This is a genomic window from Streptomyces sp. NPDC057424, from assembly GCF_042803315.1.
Taxonomy (GTDB): Bacteria; Actinomycetota; Actinomycetes; order Streptomycetales; family Streptomycetaceae; genus Streptomyces.
Genome location: NZ_JBHVCP010000023.1, coordinates 63485 through 77526, shown reverse-complemented (window position 1 = coordinate 77526; position 14042 = coordinate 63485). Strand labels below are relative to the sequence as shown.

The 14042-nt window shown below is 68.3% G+C and carries 12 protein-coding genes and 1 riboswitch; of the genes, 6 read left to right on the top strand and 6 right to left on the bottom strand.

The features are described 5' to 3' along the window. Position 1: 1 nt before the first annotated feature. From ACFU3E_RS19940 to ACFU3E_RS19930, 3 genes are all read right to left on the bottom strand, one after another. On the bottom strand, positions 2–841 hold the full coding sequence (locus ACFU3E_RS19940; RefSeq protein ID WP_384159585.1) for a carbohydrate ABC transporter permease: 840 nt from the start codon (positions 839–841) through the stop codon (positions 2–4). Continuing rightward, positions 838–1827, bottom strand: a complete 990-nt coding sequence (locus ACFU3E_RS19935; RefSeq protein WP_384159582.1) for a carbohydrate ABC transporter permease — start codon at positions 1825–1827, stop codon at positions 838–840. The genes ACFU3E_RS19940 and ACFU3E_RS19935 overlap by 4 nt, the downstream gene beginning before the upstream one ends. 71 nt (positions 1828–1898) lie before the next feature. Beyond that, positions 1899–3179: an extracellular solute-binding protein gene (locus ACFU3E_RS19930; protein ID WP_384159579.1), complete on the bottom strand. Its 1281-nt coding sequence runs from the start codon at positions 3177–3179 to the stop codon at positions 1899–1901. A 312-nt stretch (positions 3180–3491) separates the two neighbouring features. Between ACFU3E_RS19930 and ACFU3E_RS19925 the strand changes: the two genes are divergently transcribed. The 5 genes from ACFU3E_RS19925 to ACFU3E_RS19905 all read left to right on the top strand — a co-directional run bounded on the left by ACFU3E_RS19925 (position 3492) and on the right by ACFU3E_RS19905 (position 10159). Continuing rightward, positions 3492–4256 carry a GntR family transcriptional regulator gene (locus tag ACFU3E_RS19925; RefSeq protein ID WP_031132280.1) on the top strand — a complete coding sequence of 255 codons (765 nt, stop codon included), beginning with the start codon at positions 3492–3494 and terminating at the stop codon, positions 4254–4256. A gap of 132 nt (positions 4257–4388) precedes the next feature. Continuing rightward, positions 4389–4655 carry a DUF3311 domain-containing protein gene (locus tag ACFU3E_RS19920; RefSeq protein WP_384159576.1) on the top strand — a complete coding sequence of 89 codons (267 nt, stop codon included), beginning with the start codon at positions 4389–4391 and terminating at the stop codon, positions 4653–4655. Beyond that, complete coding sequence (gene mctP / locus ACFU3E_RS19915) at positions 4652–6280, top strand: monocarboxylate uptake permease MctP (RefSeq protein WP_384159573.1); 1629 nt, start codon at positions 4652–4654, stop codon at positions 6278–6280. Before ACFU3E_RS19920 ends, mctP begins: the two co-directional genes overlap by 4 nt. Before the next feature lie 113 nt (positions 6281–6393). After that, a riboswitch (cobalamin riboswitch) is annotated at positions 6394–6566 on the top strand. A 124-nt stretch (positions 6567–6690) separates the two neighbouring features. Next, complete coding sequence (locus ACFU3E_RS19910) at positions 6691–9090, top strand: ribonucleoside-diphosphate reductase subunit alpha (RefSeq protein ID WP_384159570.1); 2400 nt, start codon at positions 6691–6693, stop codon at positions 9088–9090. Positions 9091–9154: 64 nt separating this feature from the next. Beyond that, positions 9155–10159, top strand: coding sequence for a ribonucleotide-diphosphate reductase subunit beta (locus ACFU3E_RS19905; protein ID WP_384159567.1), 1005 nt, complete (start codon positions 9155–9157; stop codon positions 10157–10159). Here the strand turns inward: ACFU3E_RS19905 and ACFU3E_RS19900 are convergent. After that, positions 10072–10314, bottom strand: coding sequence for a hypothetical protein (locus tag ACFU3E_RS19900; RefSeq protein ID WP_384159564.1), 243 nt, complete (start codon positions 10312–10314; stop codon positions 10072–10074). The two genes, ACFU3E_RS19905 and ACFU3E_RS19900, sit on opposite strands and share 88 nt — an antisense overlap. Positions 10315–10407: 93 nt before the next feature. Between ACFU3E_RS19900 and ACFU3E_RS19895 the strand changes: the two genes are divergently transcribed. Then, entirely contained in the window at positions 10408–11370 is a 963-nt protein-coding gene (locus ACFU3E_RS19895; RefSeq protein ID WP_384159561.1) for a GlxA family transcriptional regulator, read from the top strand. A gap of 12 nt (positions 11371–11382) precedes the next feature. Here ACFU3E_RS19895 and ACFU3E_RS19890 read toward each other — a convergent pair whose 3' ends face one another. Together ACFU3E_RS19890 and cyc1 are read right to left on the bottom strand one after the other, a co-directional pair. Beyond that, entirely contained in the window at positions 11383–12753 is a 1371-nt protein-coding gene (locus ACFU3E_RS19890) for a cytochrome P450 (RefSeq protein WP_384159558.1), read from the bottom strand. Further along, positions 12750–13835, bottom strand: coding sequence for an epi-isozizaene synthase (cyc1, locus tag ACFU3E_RS19885; protein ID WP_384159555.1), 1086 nt, complete (start codon positions 13833–13835; stop codon positions 12750–12752). Before cyc1 ends, ACFU3E_RS19890 begins: the two co-directional genes overlap by 4 nt. Between the last annotated feature and the right edge of the window lie 207 nt (positions 13836–14042).

Genomic DNA, 14042 nt, shown 5'->3' with positions numbered 1-14042 from the left:
GTCATCCCTTCACGGCGCCCGCGGTCAGGCCCGCGGCCATCTTGCGCTGGACGAGGAGGAAGAGGGCGACGATCGGCACGGCCATCATCGTGGCGCCGGCCATCATCGGGGCGTATTCGGTGCCGTGCTTGGTGGTGAAGTTGCCGAGCCAGACGGTCGCCGTCTGGTTCTTCTGGCTGAGCAGCATCAGGGCGTAGAGGTACTCGTTCCAGGCCTGGATGAAACCGTAGACCGAGGTGGCGACCATGCCGGGGGCCAGGAGCGGGAAGACGACCCGGAGGAAGGCGCCGGTGCGGGAGCAGCCGTCGACCATGGCCGCCTCCTCCAGTTCCTTCGGGATGTTGACGATGAAGCCCCTCAGCGTCCATACCGTGAACGGCAGGACGAAGGTCAGGTACGTGATGATGAGGCCGGTGAGCCGGTCGTACTGGCCCAGGTCGTTGAGCAGCAGGAACACCGGGATGATCATGGCGACCAGCGGGACCATCTGGACCGCGAGGATGCCCACGATCACGATCTTGCGGCCTCGGAAGGCGAACCGGGAGATGGCGAGCGCGGCCAGCAGCCCGACCACCATGCCGATCAGGACCACCGCCAGCGACACCACCATGCTGCGGCCCACCGGCCCCCAGAAGTCGGCGATGTCCAGCGCCCGGCCGAAGTTGTCGAAGGTGATGCCGGTGGGCAGCAGGCTCGGATCCGCGTCGATGGCGTCCCTGGCGGGCTTGAACGCGGTGTTGAGCATCCAGTAGAGCGGGAAGCCGGCGGTGACGAAGACGAGGAGACCGAGGAGGTTCCACCAGAGTTTCGGCGCCCGGCGGCCCGTCAGAGTGCTGCTCATTCGACCTCTCCGATCTTCAGCATCTGCCGCATGTAGACGGCGACGACGCCGAGCAGCAGCAGGACGGTGATCAGCGCGATGGCCGAGCCCTGGGCGTAGTCGTTGACGACGAAGGCCCGGTCGTAGGAGTAGGTGTTGAGTACCTGGAACTCCGGTTCGGGGTGGCCGCCCCGCATCACGAACACCTGGGGGAAGACGCCCATGTCCCAGATGACGGACAGGGTCGTGAGCATCACGATGATCGGCTTGAGGACGGGCAGGGTGACGTAGCGGAAGACACCCCAGGAGCCGGCGCCGTCCAGGCGGGCCGCCTCCTCCAGTTCCTTGGGGACCTGGGTGAGACCCGCGCCGAGCGTGATGACCACGAACGGCACGGCTCCCCAGACCACCAGCAGCATGATCACGGCGAGGCCCTCGGGCCCGCTGGCGAACCAGTTGTGGCCGACCATGTCGACGCCGGGCAGCTTGCTGAGCAGCGCGTTGAAGACGCCGTAGTCCGTGTCGAAGAGCCACTTGAAGACCGTGGTCGCGACGATCACCGGCATGCCCCAGCTGGCCACCAGGACGATGTTGATGAGTGTCTTCAGCCAGCCGGAGACCCGCTGGAGCAGCAGGGCCAGGGCCATGCCGATCACCATCGTGAGGACGACGGCGCCGCCCGCGAAGACGACCGTGCGCAGGACGACGGCCCAGAACTCGCTGTCGCCGAGCACCTCGGCGAAGTTGCCGAAGCCGACCGATTCGGCCGGCTGGAAGCCCCACAGCTGGGACTGGCCGAACTTCTGGAAGGACAGGGTGACCAGGCGGGCCAGTGGATAGCCCATGACCAGGGCGAGGATCAGCAGGCAGGGCGCGAGCAGCAGCCAGGGCACCGCGGCCCCGCCCGGGGTGTTCTGCCCGCGGGGCCGCCGGTTCTCGGGGGGCGGCGGGGGTGCCTGCCGCTGTGGCGGCACCTTGACGGGAATGTGGGTGTCTGCGGCACTCATCGCGCGCTCCTCGGCGGTCCCTCAGGTCTTGACGACGGTGGGGCCCCACCCGGTGGGGCCCCGCCCGAAGGTCACTTGGTGTTGATGACCTTGTCGATCGCGGCGTCCGCCTCCTTGGCGGCGGCCTCGACGGACTTCTTGCCGGTGCCGATGCTCTGCAGCATGGTCTGCAGGATCTGCGCCTTCTCGACCTGGCCCCAGCCGGGGGCCATCGGGACGAACCAGTTGGACTCGGCGGCGGTGGCGGGGACGGCCGTCTTCGGGTCGTTCTTCAGCGTCGCGAGGTCGGTCTTGTTGTTGGGCAGGTTGCCCTTGGCCATCAGGCCCTTCTGCCCGGAGGAGCCGGCGAACGCGTTGATCCACTCGGCGGCCAGGGCCTGCGCGTCGGACTTCACCGGCACGGCGAGGTCGGAGCCGCCCAGGAAGACGGGCATGTTCTCGCCGGACGGTCCGGGCATCACGAAGTTCTCGAGGTTGCCCTTGAGCTTGCCGGTCTTGTCGTTCTTCGGGTCCTCGGCGGTCGCGCCCTCCCAGGCCGCGGCGAAGATCATGGCGGACTTGCCCTGGCCGTAGACGATGTAGCGGTCGGACTCGTCCTTGGTCTTGTCGCCGTGCATGTACGCGTCGACGACGTTCTTGAACTCCTTCAGGCCCTTGAGGGACTCGGGCGAGGAGAGCGACGCCTTCCACCGGCCGCCCGACTCGGTGGCGATGGCGCCGCCGGCGTCGTAGACGAAGGACATGGCCGCGTACCAGTCGCGGGTCGGCTGGTACCAGGCGCTGAACGTGTCGCCCTGCTTCTTCTGGATCTTGTCCAGGGCGGCGGTCAGCTCCTTGTACGTCTTCGGAGTGGACTTCACGCCGACCGACGCCGCCAGGTCCTTGCGCCAGTTGGCGACCCGGCCGCCGGCGTAGTACGGCACGCCGTAGGTCTCGCCCTCGTAGGTCACCGAGGCCTTCAGGCCGTCCAGCCAGGCGTCCGAGTTGTCGAACTCGGCCTGGTCGAGGGGCGCGAAGGCACCCTTGACCATGTAGCCGAGCATCTCGGTGTTGCCCATCTCGACCACGTCGGGGACCTTGTCCGTGGCGAGGACGGCGTCGAGCTTGGCGTTCTTGTCGGGCCAGCCGTAGTACTCGTGGTTGATCTCGAGGCCGGGGTGCTTCTTCTGCACGGCGGCGTCGGCGGCCTTCACCAGCTCCGGCCAGTTGTTCTGGGCGTCGACGGTGAGCCAGACGGTGAGCTCCTTGGCGTCCGCGCCCTTGTCCGAACCCCCGTCACCCTCGCCCCCGCACGCCGCGATGGAGACCATCATGCCCGCGATACCGATCGCGGCTGTCAGCTTGCGCTTCACGCCACCCTCCTCAGGGATCCCACAACCCCCCTGGCTCCCCGCAGTGAACGTGGGGCCGGGCCTGGACCAATGGTGTAGACCAGTACGGGGAGCTTGGACCAGACCAGGAGGCCTGTCAAGGGTCACGAGATGGCCCTGACCAGCCGTTATGTGACCTACATATGCAGGAACCTTTAAGTAAGAAGCCAGCGAAAACCCCGGTGGACACGGCATACTGCGGGTAGACCACAGGGAGTGGTGGACTAGACCAAAAGAGACGCCGACGGTATACAAGTGGGATCGTGTCGGCAGACCCAGCCGGGAAGGCGGAGCATGAGCACCGACGTCAGCAGTGCGGAGAACGAGAACGGGGTGCCCGTCCGTACCGCACGCGTGCCCAAGTACTACCGCCTGAAGAAGCACCTGCTCGACATGACGGAGACGCAGGCGCCCGGCACGCCGGTCCCGCCGGAGCGCACCCTGGCGGCGGAGTTCGACACCTCGCGCACGACCGTGCGCCAGGCGCTGCAGGAACTGGTCGTCGAGGGCCGGCTGGAGCGCATCCAGGGCAAGGGCACGTTCGTCGCCAAGCCGAAGGTCTCGCAGGCGCTGCAACTGACCTCGTACACCGAGGACATGCGTGCGCAGGGCCTCGAACCCACCTCTCAGCTGCTGGACATCGGCTACATCACCGCCGACGACCGCCTGGCCGGGCTGCTCGACATCACTCCCGGCGGACGGGTGCTGCGCATCGAGCGGTTGCGCATGGCCAACGGTGAGCCGATGGCCATCGAGACCACCCATCTGAGCGCGAAGCGCTTTCCGGCGTTGCGGCGTTCACTGGTGAAGTACACGTCCCTCTACACGGCACTGGCCGAGGTCTACGACGTCCATCTCGCGGAGGCCGAGGAGACCATCGAGACGTCACTGGCCACCCCGCGCGAAGCCGGCCTGCTCGGCACGGACGTCGGCCTGCCGATGCTGATGCTCTCCCGGCACTCCCTGGACCGGGACGGCCGGCCGGTGGAGTGGGTGCGGTCGGTGTACCGGGGCGACCGGTACAAGTTCGTGGCCCGTCTGAAGCGCCCCCAGGAGTAGCGGACCGGCAGCGGATCCCCCGGCTTCTTTTCGGGTACCGCATTACGGACGAGGGGTTCCGCTGCCGCCGCACCCTGACCTAGATTGCCTGCGCATTGCACAGGTGATCACTTGAGGGGACGGAGCCGCCTGATGTCGCAAGCCCCAGAAGCCAGCAGAGGGCCGGTGGTGACGCCTGTGCGCGTCGTCATCGGCTTCTGCCTCATAGCGCCCTTCGTGGCCATGCTGTGGGTCGGCTCGTACACCAAGACCGACCCTGCCTTCCTCGGGATCCCGTTCTTCTACTGGTACCAGATGGCGTGGGTGCCCATCTCCACCGTGCTGACGATGATCGCCTACAAGCTGTGGCAGCGTGACCAGCGCGCCCGCTCGGCCGCGAAGGGCGGTGCGTCGCAGTGAAGGACGGCGTGAACGGCGTCGCGCTCGGCGTCTTCATCTTCTTCTTCCTGGCCGTGACGGTCATGGGCTTCCTGGCCGCGCGCTGGCGCAAGGCCGAGAACGAGCACAGCCTCGACGAATGGGGCCTGGGCGGCCGCTCGTTCGGCACCTGGGTCACCTGGTTCCTGCTCGGCGGCGACCTGTACACGGCGTACACCTTCGTCGCCGTGCCGGCGGCGATCTACGCGGCGGGCGCGGCCGGCTTCTTCGCGGTGCCGTACACGATCCTGGTGTACCCGCTGATCTTCACGTTCCTCCCCCGCCTGTGGTCGGTGTCCCACAAGCACGGCTACGTCACCACCTCCGACTTCGTGCGCGGTCGCTACGGCTCGAAGGGCCTGTCCCTGGCGGTGGCGCTGACCGGCATCCTGGCGACGATGCCGTACATCGCGCTCCAGCTGGTCGGCATCCAGGCCGTGCTGGACGTGATGGGCGTCGGCGGCGGCGAGAACACCAACTGGTTCATCAAGGACCTGCCGCTGCTGATCGCGTTCGGCGTGCTGGCGGCGTACACGTACTCGTCGGGTCTGCGGGCCCCCGCGCTCATCGCGTTCGTGAAGGACACGCTGATCTACATCGTCATCGCGGTGGCGATCATCTACATCCCGATCAAGCTGGGCGGCTTCGACGACATCTTCGCCAAGGCGAGCGAGGCGTACAGCCAGACCAACCCGGCGACGGGCGCGCCACGCGGTGCGCTGGTGCCGGCCGAGGCCGGCCAGTGGACCTACGCCACGCTGGCGCTGGGCTCCGCCCTGGCCCTGTTCATGTACCCGCACTCGATCACGGCGACGCTGTCCTCGAAGAGCCGTGAGGTGATCCGCCGCAACACCACGATCCTGCCGCTGTACTCGCTGATGCTGGGTCTGCTGGCGCTGCTCGGGTTCATGGCGATCGCGGCCGGGATCAAGGTGCAGAACGGGCAGCTGGCCATCCCGCAGCTGTTCGAGACGATGTTCCCGGACTGGTTCGCGGGCGTGGCCTTCGCGGCGATCGGCATCGGCGCACTGGTGCCCGCGGCCATCATGTCCATCGCGGCCGCGAACCTCTTCACCCGCAACATCTACAAGGACTTCATCAAGCCCGACGCCACACCGGCGCAGGAGACCAAGGTCTCCAAGCTGGTCTCCCTGCTGGTGAAGGTCGGAGCCCTGGCCTTCGTCCTCACCATGGACAAGACGGTGGCCATCAACTTCCAGCTCCTGGGCGGCATCTGGATCCTGCAGACCTTCCCGGCCCTGGTCGGCGGCCTGTTCACCCGCTGGTTCCACCGCTGGGCCCTGCTCGCGGGCTGGGCCGTCGGCATGATCTACGGCACCGTCGCCGCGTACGGCGTGGCCTCCCCGACCCAGAAGCACTTCGGCGGCTCCGCGAAGGAGATCCCGGGCATCGGGGAGATCGGCTACATCGGCCTCACGGCGTTCGTCCTGAACCTGGTGGTGACGGTGGTCCTGACCTTCACCCTGAGGGCCCTGAAGGCCCCCGACGGCACCGACGAGACCAAGCCGGAGGACTACACGGCCGACGCGGGCGACCCCGGGGTCCAGGTGGAACTCCCGCCTGCGACTGCTGGTTCAGCGCACTAGGCCCAAGGGCGCGGGGCTGTACCGATGTACGGCTCCGCCGCGTGGGCGCGAACAGCCGCAAACACCCCGCAGCGGGCCACCGTGACAAAGCGTCACGGTGGCCCGCTGCCGCGTTTGACACAACATCTGGGGGTGCCACCGGGACCCGGCACAAGATGTATGCTCATGCTCGCTGTCGCCGCAGGGGAATCCGGTGCGAATCCGGAACTGTCCCGCAACGGTGTACTTGTGCATGTTTCGTGTACGAGAGTCAGTCCGAGGACCTGCCGACAGCGCACCCGGCCATCCGGCCGGTGTGCCCTGACGTCCGGGCCTCGTGGAATGGGCCGGTGGACGCGACGCCGCGTGCGCTCGCGTGCTGCCCCCCTGCCCTCGGCGAGGCCCCCGTGCCGAGCGAGGGAGAGCCCCACGTGACCATCGCGCCAGCCGAACCGGTCTCAGCCGCCCAAGAGGAGCACGACGCTCCCGGTGCCGCGCTGCTGCGGACCCTGACCGAGCTGACCGCCGACCTCCCCGACGCCGACCCCGGCCGGGTCGCCGCCGCCGCGCTGCGCGGCCGGTCCGCCGGCGCGGACGAAGCGGAGTTGCGGGAACTGGCGACGGAGGCCGCGGCCGGTCTGATCTCCGAGGACCCCGCCTACTCCCGGCTGGCCGCCCGGCTGCTGACCATCGGCATCCGCGAAGAGGCCGCCTCACAGGGCGTCACGTCCTTCACCGAGTCCGTCGCGGTCGGCCACCGCGAGGGCCTCATCGCCGACCGGACCGCCGAGTTCGTCCGGCTGCACGCGGCCCGGCTCGACGCCCTGATCGACACCGGCGCAGACGACCGCTTCGGCTACTTCGGCCTGCGCACGCTGCACAGCCGCTACCTGCTGCGCCACCCCCACAGCCGCAAGGTGATCGAGACGCCCCAGCACTTCATGCTGCGGGTGGCGAGCGGCCTCGCCGAGGACGACACCACACGCGCGCTGGACGAAGTCGCGGCTCTGTACGGCCTCATGAGCCGCCTCGACTACCTCCCCTCCTCCCCCACGCTCTTCAACTCGGGCACCCGGCACCCGCAGATGTCGTCCTGCTACCTCCTCGACTCCCCCAAGGACGAGCTGGACTCCCTCTACGACAGGTACCACCAGGTGGCCCGGCTGTCGAAGCACGCGGGCGGCATCGGACTGGCGTACTCCCGCATCCGTGCCCGGGGTTCGCTCATCCGCGGCACCAACGGCCACTCCAACGGCATCGTCCCGTTCCTGAAGACCCTCGACGCCTCGGTCGCCGCGGTGAACCAGGGCGGCCGCCGCAAGGGCGCGGCCGCGGTCTACCTGGAGACCTGGCACTCCGACATCGAGGAGTTCCTGGAGCTGCGCGACAACACCGGCGAGGACGCCCGCCGCACGCACAACCTGAACCTCGCGCACTGGGTGCCGGACGAGTTCATGCGCCGTGTGAACGCCGACGCGCACTGGTCGCTGTTCTCCCCTTCGGACGTGCCCGAGCTGGTCGACCTGTGGGGCGAGGAGTTCGACGCCGCGTACCGGGCGGCCGAGGCGAAGGGCCTCGCGAGGAAGACCCTGCCCGCCCGCGAGCTCTACGGCCGCATGATGCGCACCCTCGCGCAGACCGGCAACGGCTGGATGACCTTCAAGGACGCCGCCAACCGCACCGCCAACCAGACGGCCGAGCCGGGCCATGTCGTCCATTCCTCCAACCTCTGCACGGAGATCCTGGAGGTCACCAGTGACGGGGAGACGGCGGTCTGCAACCTCGGGTCGGTCAACCTGGGTTCCTTTGTCGACACATCGACCGGCGACATGGACTGGGAGCGGCTGGACGAAACCGTCCACACGGCCGTGACGTTCCTCGACCGGGTCGTGGACATCAACTTCTACCCGACCGAGCAGGCGAGCCGGTCGAACGCCCGGTGGCGCCCGGTCGGCCTCGGCGCCATGGGCCTGCAGGACGTCTTCTTCAAGCTGCGCCTGCCCTTCGACTCGCCCGAGGCCAAGGCACTCTCCACCCGCATCGCCGAGCGCATCATGCTCGCCGCCTACGAGGCCTCCGCCGACCTCGCCGAGCGCCCCCAAGCACCTGCGACAAGCTCCGGTGCAGGGGGGACCCCCATCGGCCCGCTGCCGGCCTGGGAGAAGACCCGTACGGCCAGGGGCGTGCTGCACCCCGACCACTACGGCGTCGAGTTCACCTGGCCGGAGCGCTGGTCCGCCCTGCGCGAGCGGATCGCCACGACCGGCATGCGCAACTCCCTGCTCCTCGCCATCGCCCCCACGGCGACGATCGCCTCCATCGCGGGCGTCTACGAGTGCATCGAGCCGCAGGTGTCCAACCTGTTCAAGCGCGAGACACTGTCGGGCGAGTTCCTCCAGGTCAACTCCTACCTGGTGGACGAGCTGAAGCGGCTCGGCGTGTGGGACGCACGCAGCCGGGAGGCCCTGCGCGAGGCCAGCGGCTCGGTGCAGGCCTTCGCCTGGATCCCCGAGGACGTCCGCGCCCTCTACCGCACGGCATGGGAGATCCCGCAGCGCGGCCTGATCGACATGGCGGCGGCCAGGACCCCGTTCCTGGACCAGTCCCAGTCACTGAACCTCTTCCTGGAGACGCCGACCATCGGCAAGCTCTCCTCGATGTACGCCTACGCCTGGAAGTCCGGGCTGAAGACGACGTACTACCTGCGCTCGCGGCCGGCGACCCGCATCGCCCGCGCCGCCCAGGCCACCGTCCCCGCGCAGGCCGCCCCCGATCCCGAAGCGGTCGCCTGCTCCCTGGAGAACCCCGAGTCCTGCGAGGCCTGCCAGTAATTCCCCACCCGCCACCCGCCACCCGACCGCCACCCCTGGAGGACGGCGCCTCGCGCCGACTGTCATGACTCAGAACCTTCTCGACCCCGGCTTCGAGCTCACCCTGCGCCCCATGCGCTACCCGGACTTCTACGAGCGCTACCGGGACGCCATCAAGAACACCTGGACCGTGGAGGAGGTCGACCTCCACTCGGACGTCGCCGACCTCGCCAAGCTGTCACCGGCGGAGCAGCACCTGATCGGCCGGCTGGTCGCCTTCTTCGCGACGGGCGACTCGATCGTCGCGAACAACCTCGTGCTGACGCTGTACAAGCACATCAACTCCCCCGAGGCGCGGCTGTATCTGAGCCGGCAGCTCTTCGAGGAGGCCGTGCACGTCCAGTTCTACCTGACGCTGCTCGACACCTATCTGCCCGACCCTGAGGACAGGGCGGCGGCCTTCGCGGCCGTGGAGAACATCCCGTCCATCCGCGAGAAGGCCTCGTTCTGCTTCAGGTGGATGGACTCGGTGGACAAGCTCGACCGGCTGGAGACCCAGGCCGACCGCCGGCGGTTCCTGCTCAACCTGATCTGCTTCGCCGCGTGCATCGAGGGCCTGTTCTTCTACGGCGCCTTCGCGTACGTCTACTGGTTCCGCAGCCGGGGCCTGCTGCACGGCCTGGCGACCGGCACCAACTGGGTGTTCCGCGACGAGACGATGCACATGTCCTTCGCCTTCGACGTGGTCGACACCGTCCGCAAGGAGGAGCCGGAGCTCTTCGACGACCAGCTCCAGCAGGAGGTGACGGACATGCTCCGGGAGGCCGTCGAGGCCGAGCTGCAGTTCGCGCGCGACCTGTGCGGGGACGGCCTCCCGGGCATGAACACCGAGTCGATGCGGCAGTACCTGGAGTGCGTCGCCGACCAGCGGCTCACCCGCCTCGGCTTCGCTCCGGTGTACGGCTCCGAGAACCCCTTCTCCTTCATGGAGCTCCAGGGGGTTCAGGAGCTGACCAACTTCTTCGAGCGGCGGCCTTCGGCGTACCAGGTTGCGGTGGAGGGCACCGTCGACCTCGACGAGGACTTCTGAGCAGGCACCTCTTCGCGGACCTCCTGGGCCTCCCTGATCTGACGGTCGATGCGCCTCTCGCGCACCAGGCCGATCACGGACGGGAGGACCAGGAGGACCAGGATCCCGAGTACGGCGGTCATTCCGATCAGCGCTTCTGTCTGGTTCGCGTTCATGGACACCACTCTCGCGCCGATTGCTCCTTACCGTCAGTGGCAGTACTGCCACAGACCCTCGAATTACTGCCATCGGCGAGGCACACTGGAGGCATGCTGCAGAACGTGGCCGTCGCCCTCCTCGACGGCGTGAACCCCTTCGAACTCGGTGTGGTGTGCGAGGTCTTCGGCACCGACCGCAGCGACGACGGCCTGCCGGTCTACGACTTCGCCGTCGCCTCGGCCGAGGGCCCGGTCCTGCGCATGAACTCGGGTTTCTCGCTGCACGTCGAACACGGTCTGGAGCGGCTGGAGAGGGCCGATCTGATCGCCGTGCCGGCCGGGCACAGCTACGCGTCCCGCGCGTTCCCGCCCGAACTGCTGGACGCCTTGCGGCGCGGGGTCGACCGCGGCGCCCGGGTGCTCAGCGTCTGCTCCGGCGCCTTCGTGCTGGCCGCTGCCGGGCTGCTGGACGACCGCCGCTGCGCCGTGCACTGGAAGCATGCGAAGGACCTCGCCCGGCAGTACCCGCGCGTGGCCGTCGAGCCGGACGTGCTCTACGCCGACGAGGATCCGGTGATCACCTCCGCCGGCACGGCCGCCGGTATCGACGCGTGCCTCCACCTGGTGCGCAAGGAGCAGGGCTCCGAGGTCGCCAACAAGATCGCCCGGCGGATGGTGGTGCCGCCGCACCGCGACGGCGGCCAGGCCCAGTACATCGAGCGCCCGCTGCCGCACTCCGAGGCCGACACGATCGGCGAGGTGCTGGCGTGGATGGAGCGCCATCTCGACGAGGAGGTCACCGTCGAGCAGCTGGCCGCCCGCGCCCCCATGTCCCCGCGGACCTTCGCCCGCCGCTTCCAGCAGGAGACGGGCACGACTCCCTACCGCTGGATCCTGCGCCAGCGCGTGCTGCTGGCCCAGCGGCTGCTGGAGACGACGGACGAGACCATGGACGCGATCGCCGGCCGAACGGGGTTCGGCAACGCGGCCACACTGCGCCACCACTTCGTCCGGGCGGTGGGGACCACCCCGAACGCCTACCGGCGGACGTTCAGGGGCCCCGAGGCGGCCTGACGCGAGGGGCCCTCACCTCGCCACCGGCCGCACCCGCAGGTCGTGCGGCCGGAGCGTGATCCCCACCCGCGCGTCGTCCCGGGACCCCGGCACCTGCTCGAAGCGGTACCTGGTGGCCAGAGCCGCCGTGATCAGCGTCAGCTGGGCCATGGAGAAGTGGTCGCTCGGGCACTTGCGGTTGCCCACGCTGAAGGGGCTCATGGCGTGCTTCGGGATGTCCTTGACCCGGTCCGGAAGCCAGCGGTCGGGGTCGAACTCCAGGTTCCGCTCGTACGACTTCGGGTCGCGCTGGATGGCGTACGGGCTGTAGATGATGTCCGCCCCGGACGGAATACGGTATCCACCGAGTTCCGTGTCCCGCACCGCCCGGCGCGTCAGAATCCAGACGGCGGGGCTCAAGCGGATGGACTCGACGACGACATTGTTGGTGTGCCTGAGTCCTCGGACGTCTGCGAATGCCACCGGCCTCCCACCGGTGACAGCCTGCACTTCGTCGCGCACCCGGTCGGCGTGTTCGGGGTGCTCCGCGAACATATGCAACAGCCACATGATCGTGGAGGCGATGGTTTCGCTGCCGGGGGTGAGGATCGCGATGACCTGATCGTGGATCTCCTGTTCCCCGATCGGCTCGCCATTCTCATCCGTCGCCTCCAGCAATGCCGTCAGCAAATCGTCCGGCTTTTGACCGGATGCCCGGCGCTCGGCGATGATCTCGTCGACGAGGAGATGCAAATCGGCCAATGCCCGGTTGAATTCGCGGTTGGCCGGAAGCGGCAGGTTGTAGAGCGGTCCGAGCGGGACCACCATCCGCCGGTACATCCCCCGGAAGACGGTGGCGAGGGCGACGCACAGCCGCTCCGCCCGCTCGTCCATGTAGTCGCCGCGCAGCAGGCAGCGGGCTGCGATGCGCACGGCCACCCGGAAGGACTCGGAGGTGCAGTCGATCGTCTCGCCGGGCTTCCAGCGCTCGGCCAGCGCGTGGGCCTCCTCCTCCATGATCGGGCCGTAGGCGGGGATGGCGTCGAGCCGGAAGGCGGGCTGGATGGTGCGCCGCTGGCGCCGGTGGCGGGGGCCGTTCGCCGTGGCCACGCCCTCCTTGCCGAGCAGGCCCTCCAGGGACTCCCACAGCGGCCCGGCGATGATGAAGTCGTTGCTCAGCGCCAGGGCGCCGGTCAGGTCCGGGGCGGTGACCGCGTACACGGTCTTCGGCCCGAGCTTCAGCCGCACGACGTCGCCGTGGTCGCGCAGCCGGGACATGAACGCCAGCGGATCGCGCGCGAGCTTCCAGCCGTGCCCGAGGACGGGGACGCCACCGCCCGCCCGGGGCGGCTCCCGCAGCTCCACGATCGGCGGGACTTCGGGCTTCACAGACTCGACGGTCATTTCTCACCTGCCGCTTCGTTGTTGACGTACGGGGGCGTGGACCGGTCGTCCCAGCTGTCGACCATGTACCGGCCGGACTCGTGGTGGAACCAGTAGACGGAACTGAACCAGTTCCGCATGTTGCTCAGGCAGGCCCGCACGGCGGCGCTCAGTTCCTTTCCCCGCACAGAGCCGTCGGCGAGGTCGTCGGCGAACCGCAAGGCTTCCTGCTCGACGTCGAGGAATTCGGTGATGCATTTCTCGACGCGGCCCCGGAGTTCCACCACCGCCTGTTCCAGAGTCAGCCCCTCATGGGTGATGAGACTGATTCCGAGATTGTGCACCTCGTCGCCCGCTATCTCCTTCGGAAGCGAGCACAGATCGTTGTACCAGGCGGCGAATTCCTGGCTCAGCAACGCCGCCCGCCGATATGCCGGGTTCTTCCGCACGGCGTCGGGGAGTTCACAGCCGGCGGTCGGCTCCAGCAGGTCCGTCCATATCCAGTGCGCAAAGGTGAGCCGGCGCAGTTGGAGGTATTCCTCGACCGTCGGGACGATGCCCTCGGTGCGATTGCGGAACTCCCGGTCGTACGCGTCGATCACCGCGTGGAAGTGCCGGGCGAACCGGAGGTTCCACGTCTCGGGCAGGAACGCGTACAGCCGCAGCACACTGTCCGCGAACCCGGCGACCAGTGGGTCCTCATGGTGCAGGTGCTCCCCGGGGGAGTCGAGGGCCGAGTGCAGCCGGGCCCGCAGCAGCCGCCAGGCGGCAGGACGGCCGTGCACGATGTCGCGGTCGTGCCGGTCGTCCCAGACGAAGAACCACGCGCTGTAGTCGGCGATCGCCTGCATGACCTCGTCGGAGGCTCCGAGGTAGTACCCCGCCATGAGGTCGGTGTAGCAAAGGCCGTCGGCATATTCCTCCACCTTGTCCGCAGGCATGAGCCGCTTTTCGAGCAGCCAGGCCCGGGTCTTCTCCTGGCACTTCGGCCAATACGGGTGGAGTCGCCGGGGAAACGCCGCCTCGATCACCGGAAGAGAGAGCGACGGTGGAACTGCGATCGTGGCCGGTGTCGATGTGGTGCCGTGTGACAAAGCATGCACGAACTAACCCCTCTCAGCCGCCAGTTGGCGCGGGCGCCCCTCCCTTCGTGCCGGGCGTGCGCCGTTGCATACCCCGCTCATCCCATTCAGCACTACAACTGACCGTTCTGGGAACGCATTTGCTTCATTCACTACCCCACAGTGCCGGGATCCTCCCGTTGTGTGACCACCGGTGGATCACCAGGAGAGCAGAAGCGATCGAACGTG

What these genes read in the sequence shown, in the direction of transcription:
- ACFU3E_RS19940 (WP_384159585.1), bottom strand. Translation starts at nt 841, where the DNA reads ATGAGCAGCACTCTGACGGGCCGCCGGGCGCCGAAACTCTGGTGGAAC.
- ACFU3E_RS19935 (WP_384159582.1), bottom strand. Translation starts at nt 1,827, where the DNA reads ATGAGTGCCGCAGACACCCACATTCCCGTCAAGGTGCCGCCACAGCGG.
- ACFU3E_RS19925 (WP_031132280.1), top strand. Translation starts at nt 3,492, where the DNA reads ATGAGCACCGACGTCAGCAGTGCGGAGAACGAGAACGGGGTGCCCGTC.
- ACFU3E_RS19920 (WP_384159576.1), top strand. Translation starts at nt 4,389, where the DNA reads ATGTCGCAAGCCCCAGAAGCCAGCAGAGGGCCGGTGGTGACGCCTGTG.
- ACFU3E_RS19905 (WP_384159567.1), top strand. Translation starts at nt 9,155, where the DNA reads ATGACTCAGAACCTTCTCGACCCCGGCTTCGAGCTCACCCTGCGCCCC.
- ACFU3E_RS19900 (WP_384159564.1), bottom strand. Translation starts at nt 10,314, where the DNA reads ATGAACGCGAACCAGACAGAAGCGCTGATCGGAATGACCGCCGTACTC.
- ACFU3E_RS19895 (WP_384159561.1), top strand. Translation starts at nt 10,408, where the DNA reads ATGCTGCAGAACGTGGCCGTCGCCCTCCTCGACGGCGTGAACCCCTTC.
- ACFU3E_RS19890 (WP_384159558.1), bottom strand. Translation starts at nt 12,753, where the DNA reads ATGACCGTCGAGTCTGTGAAGCCCGAAGTCCCGCCGATCGTGGAGCTG.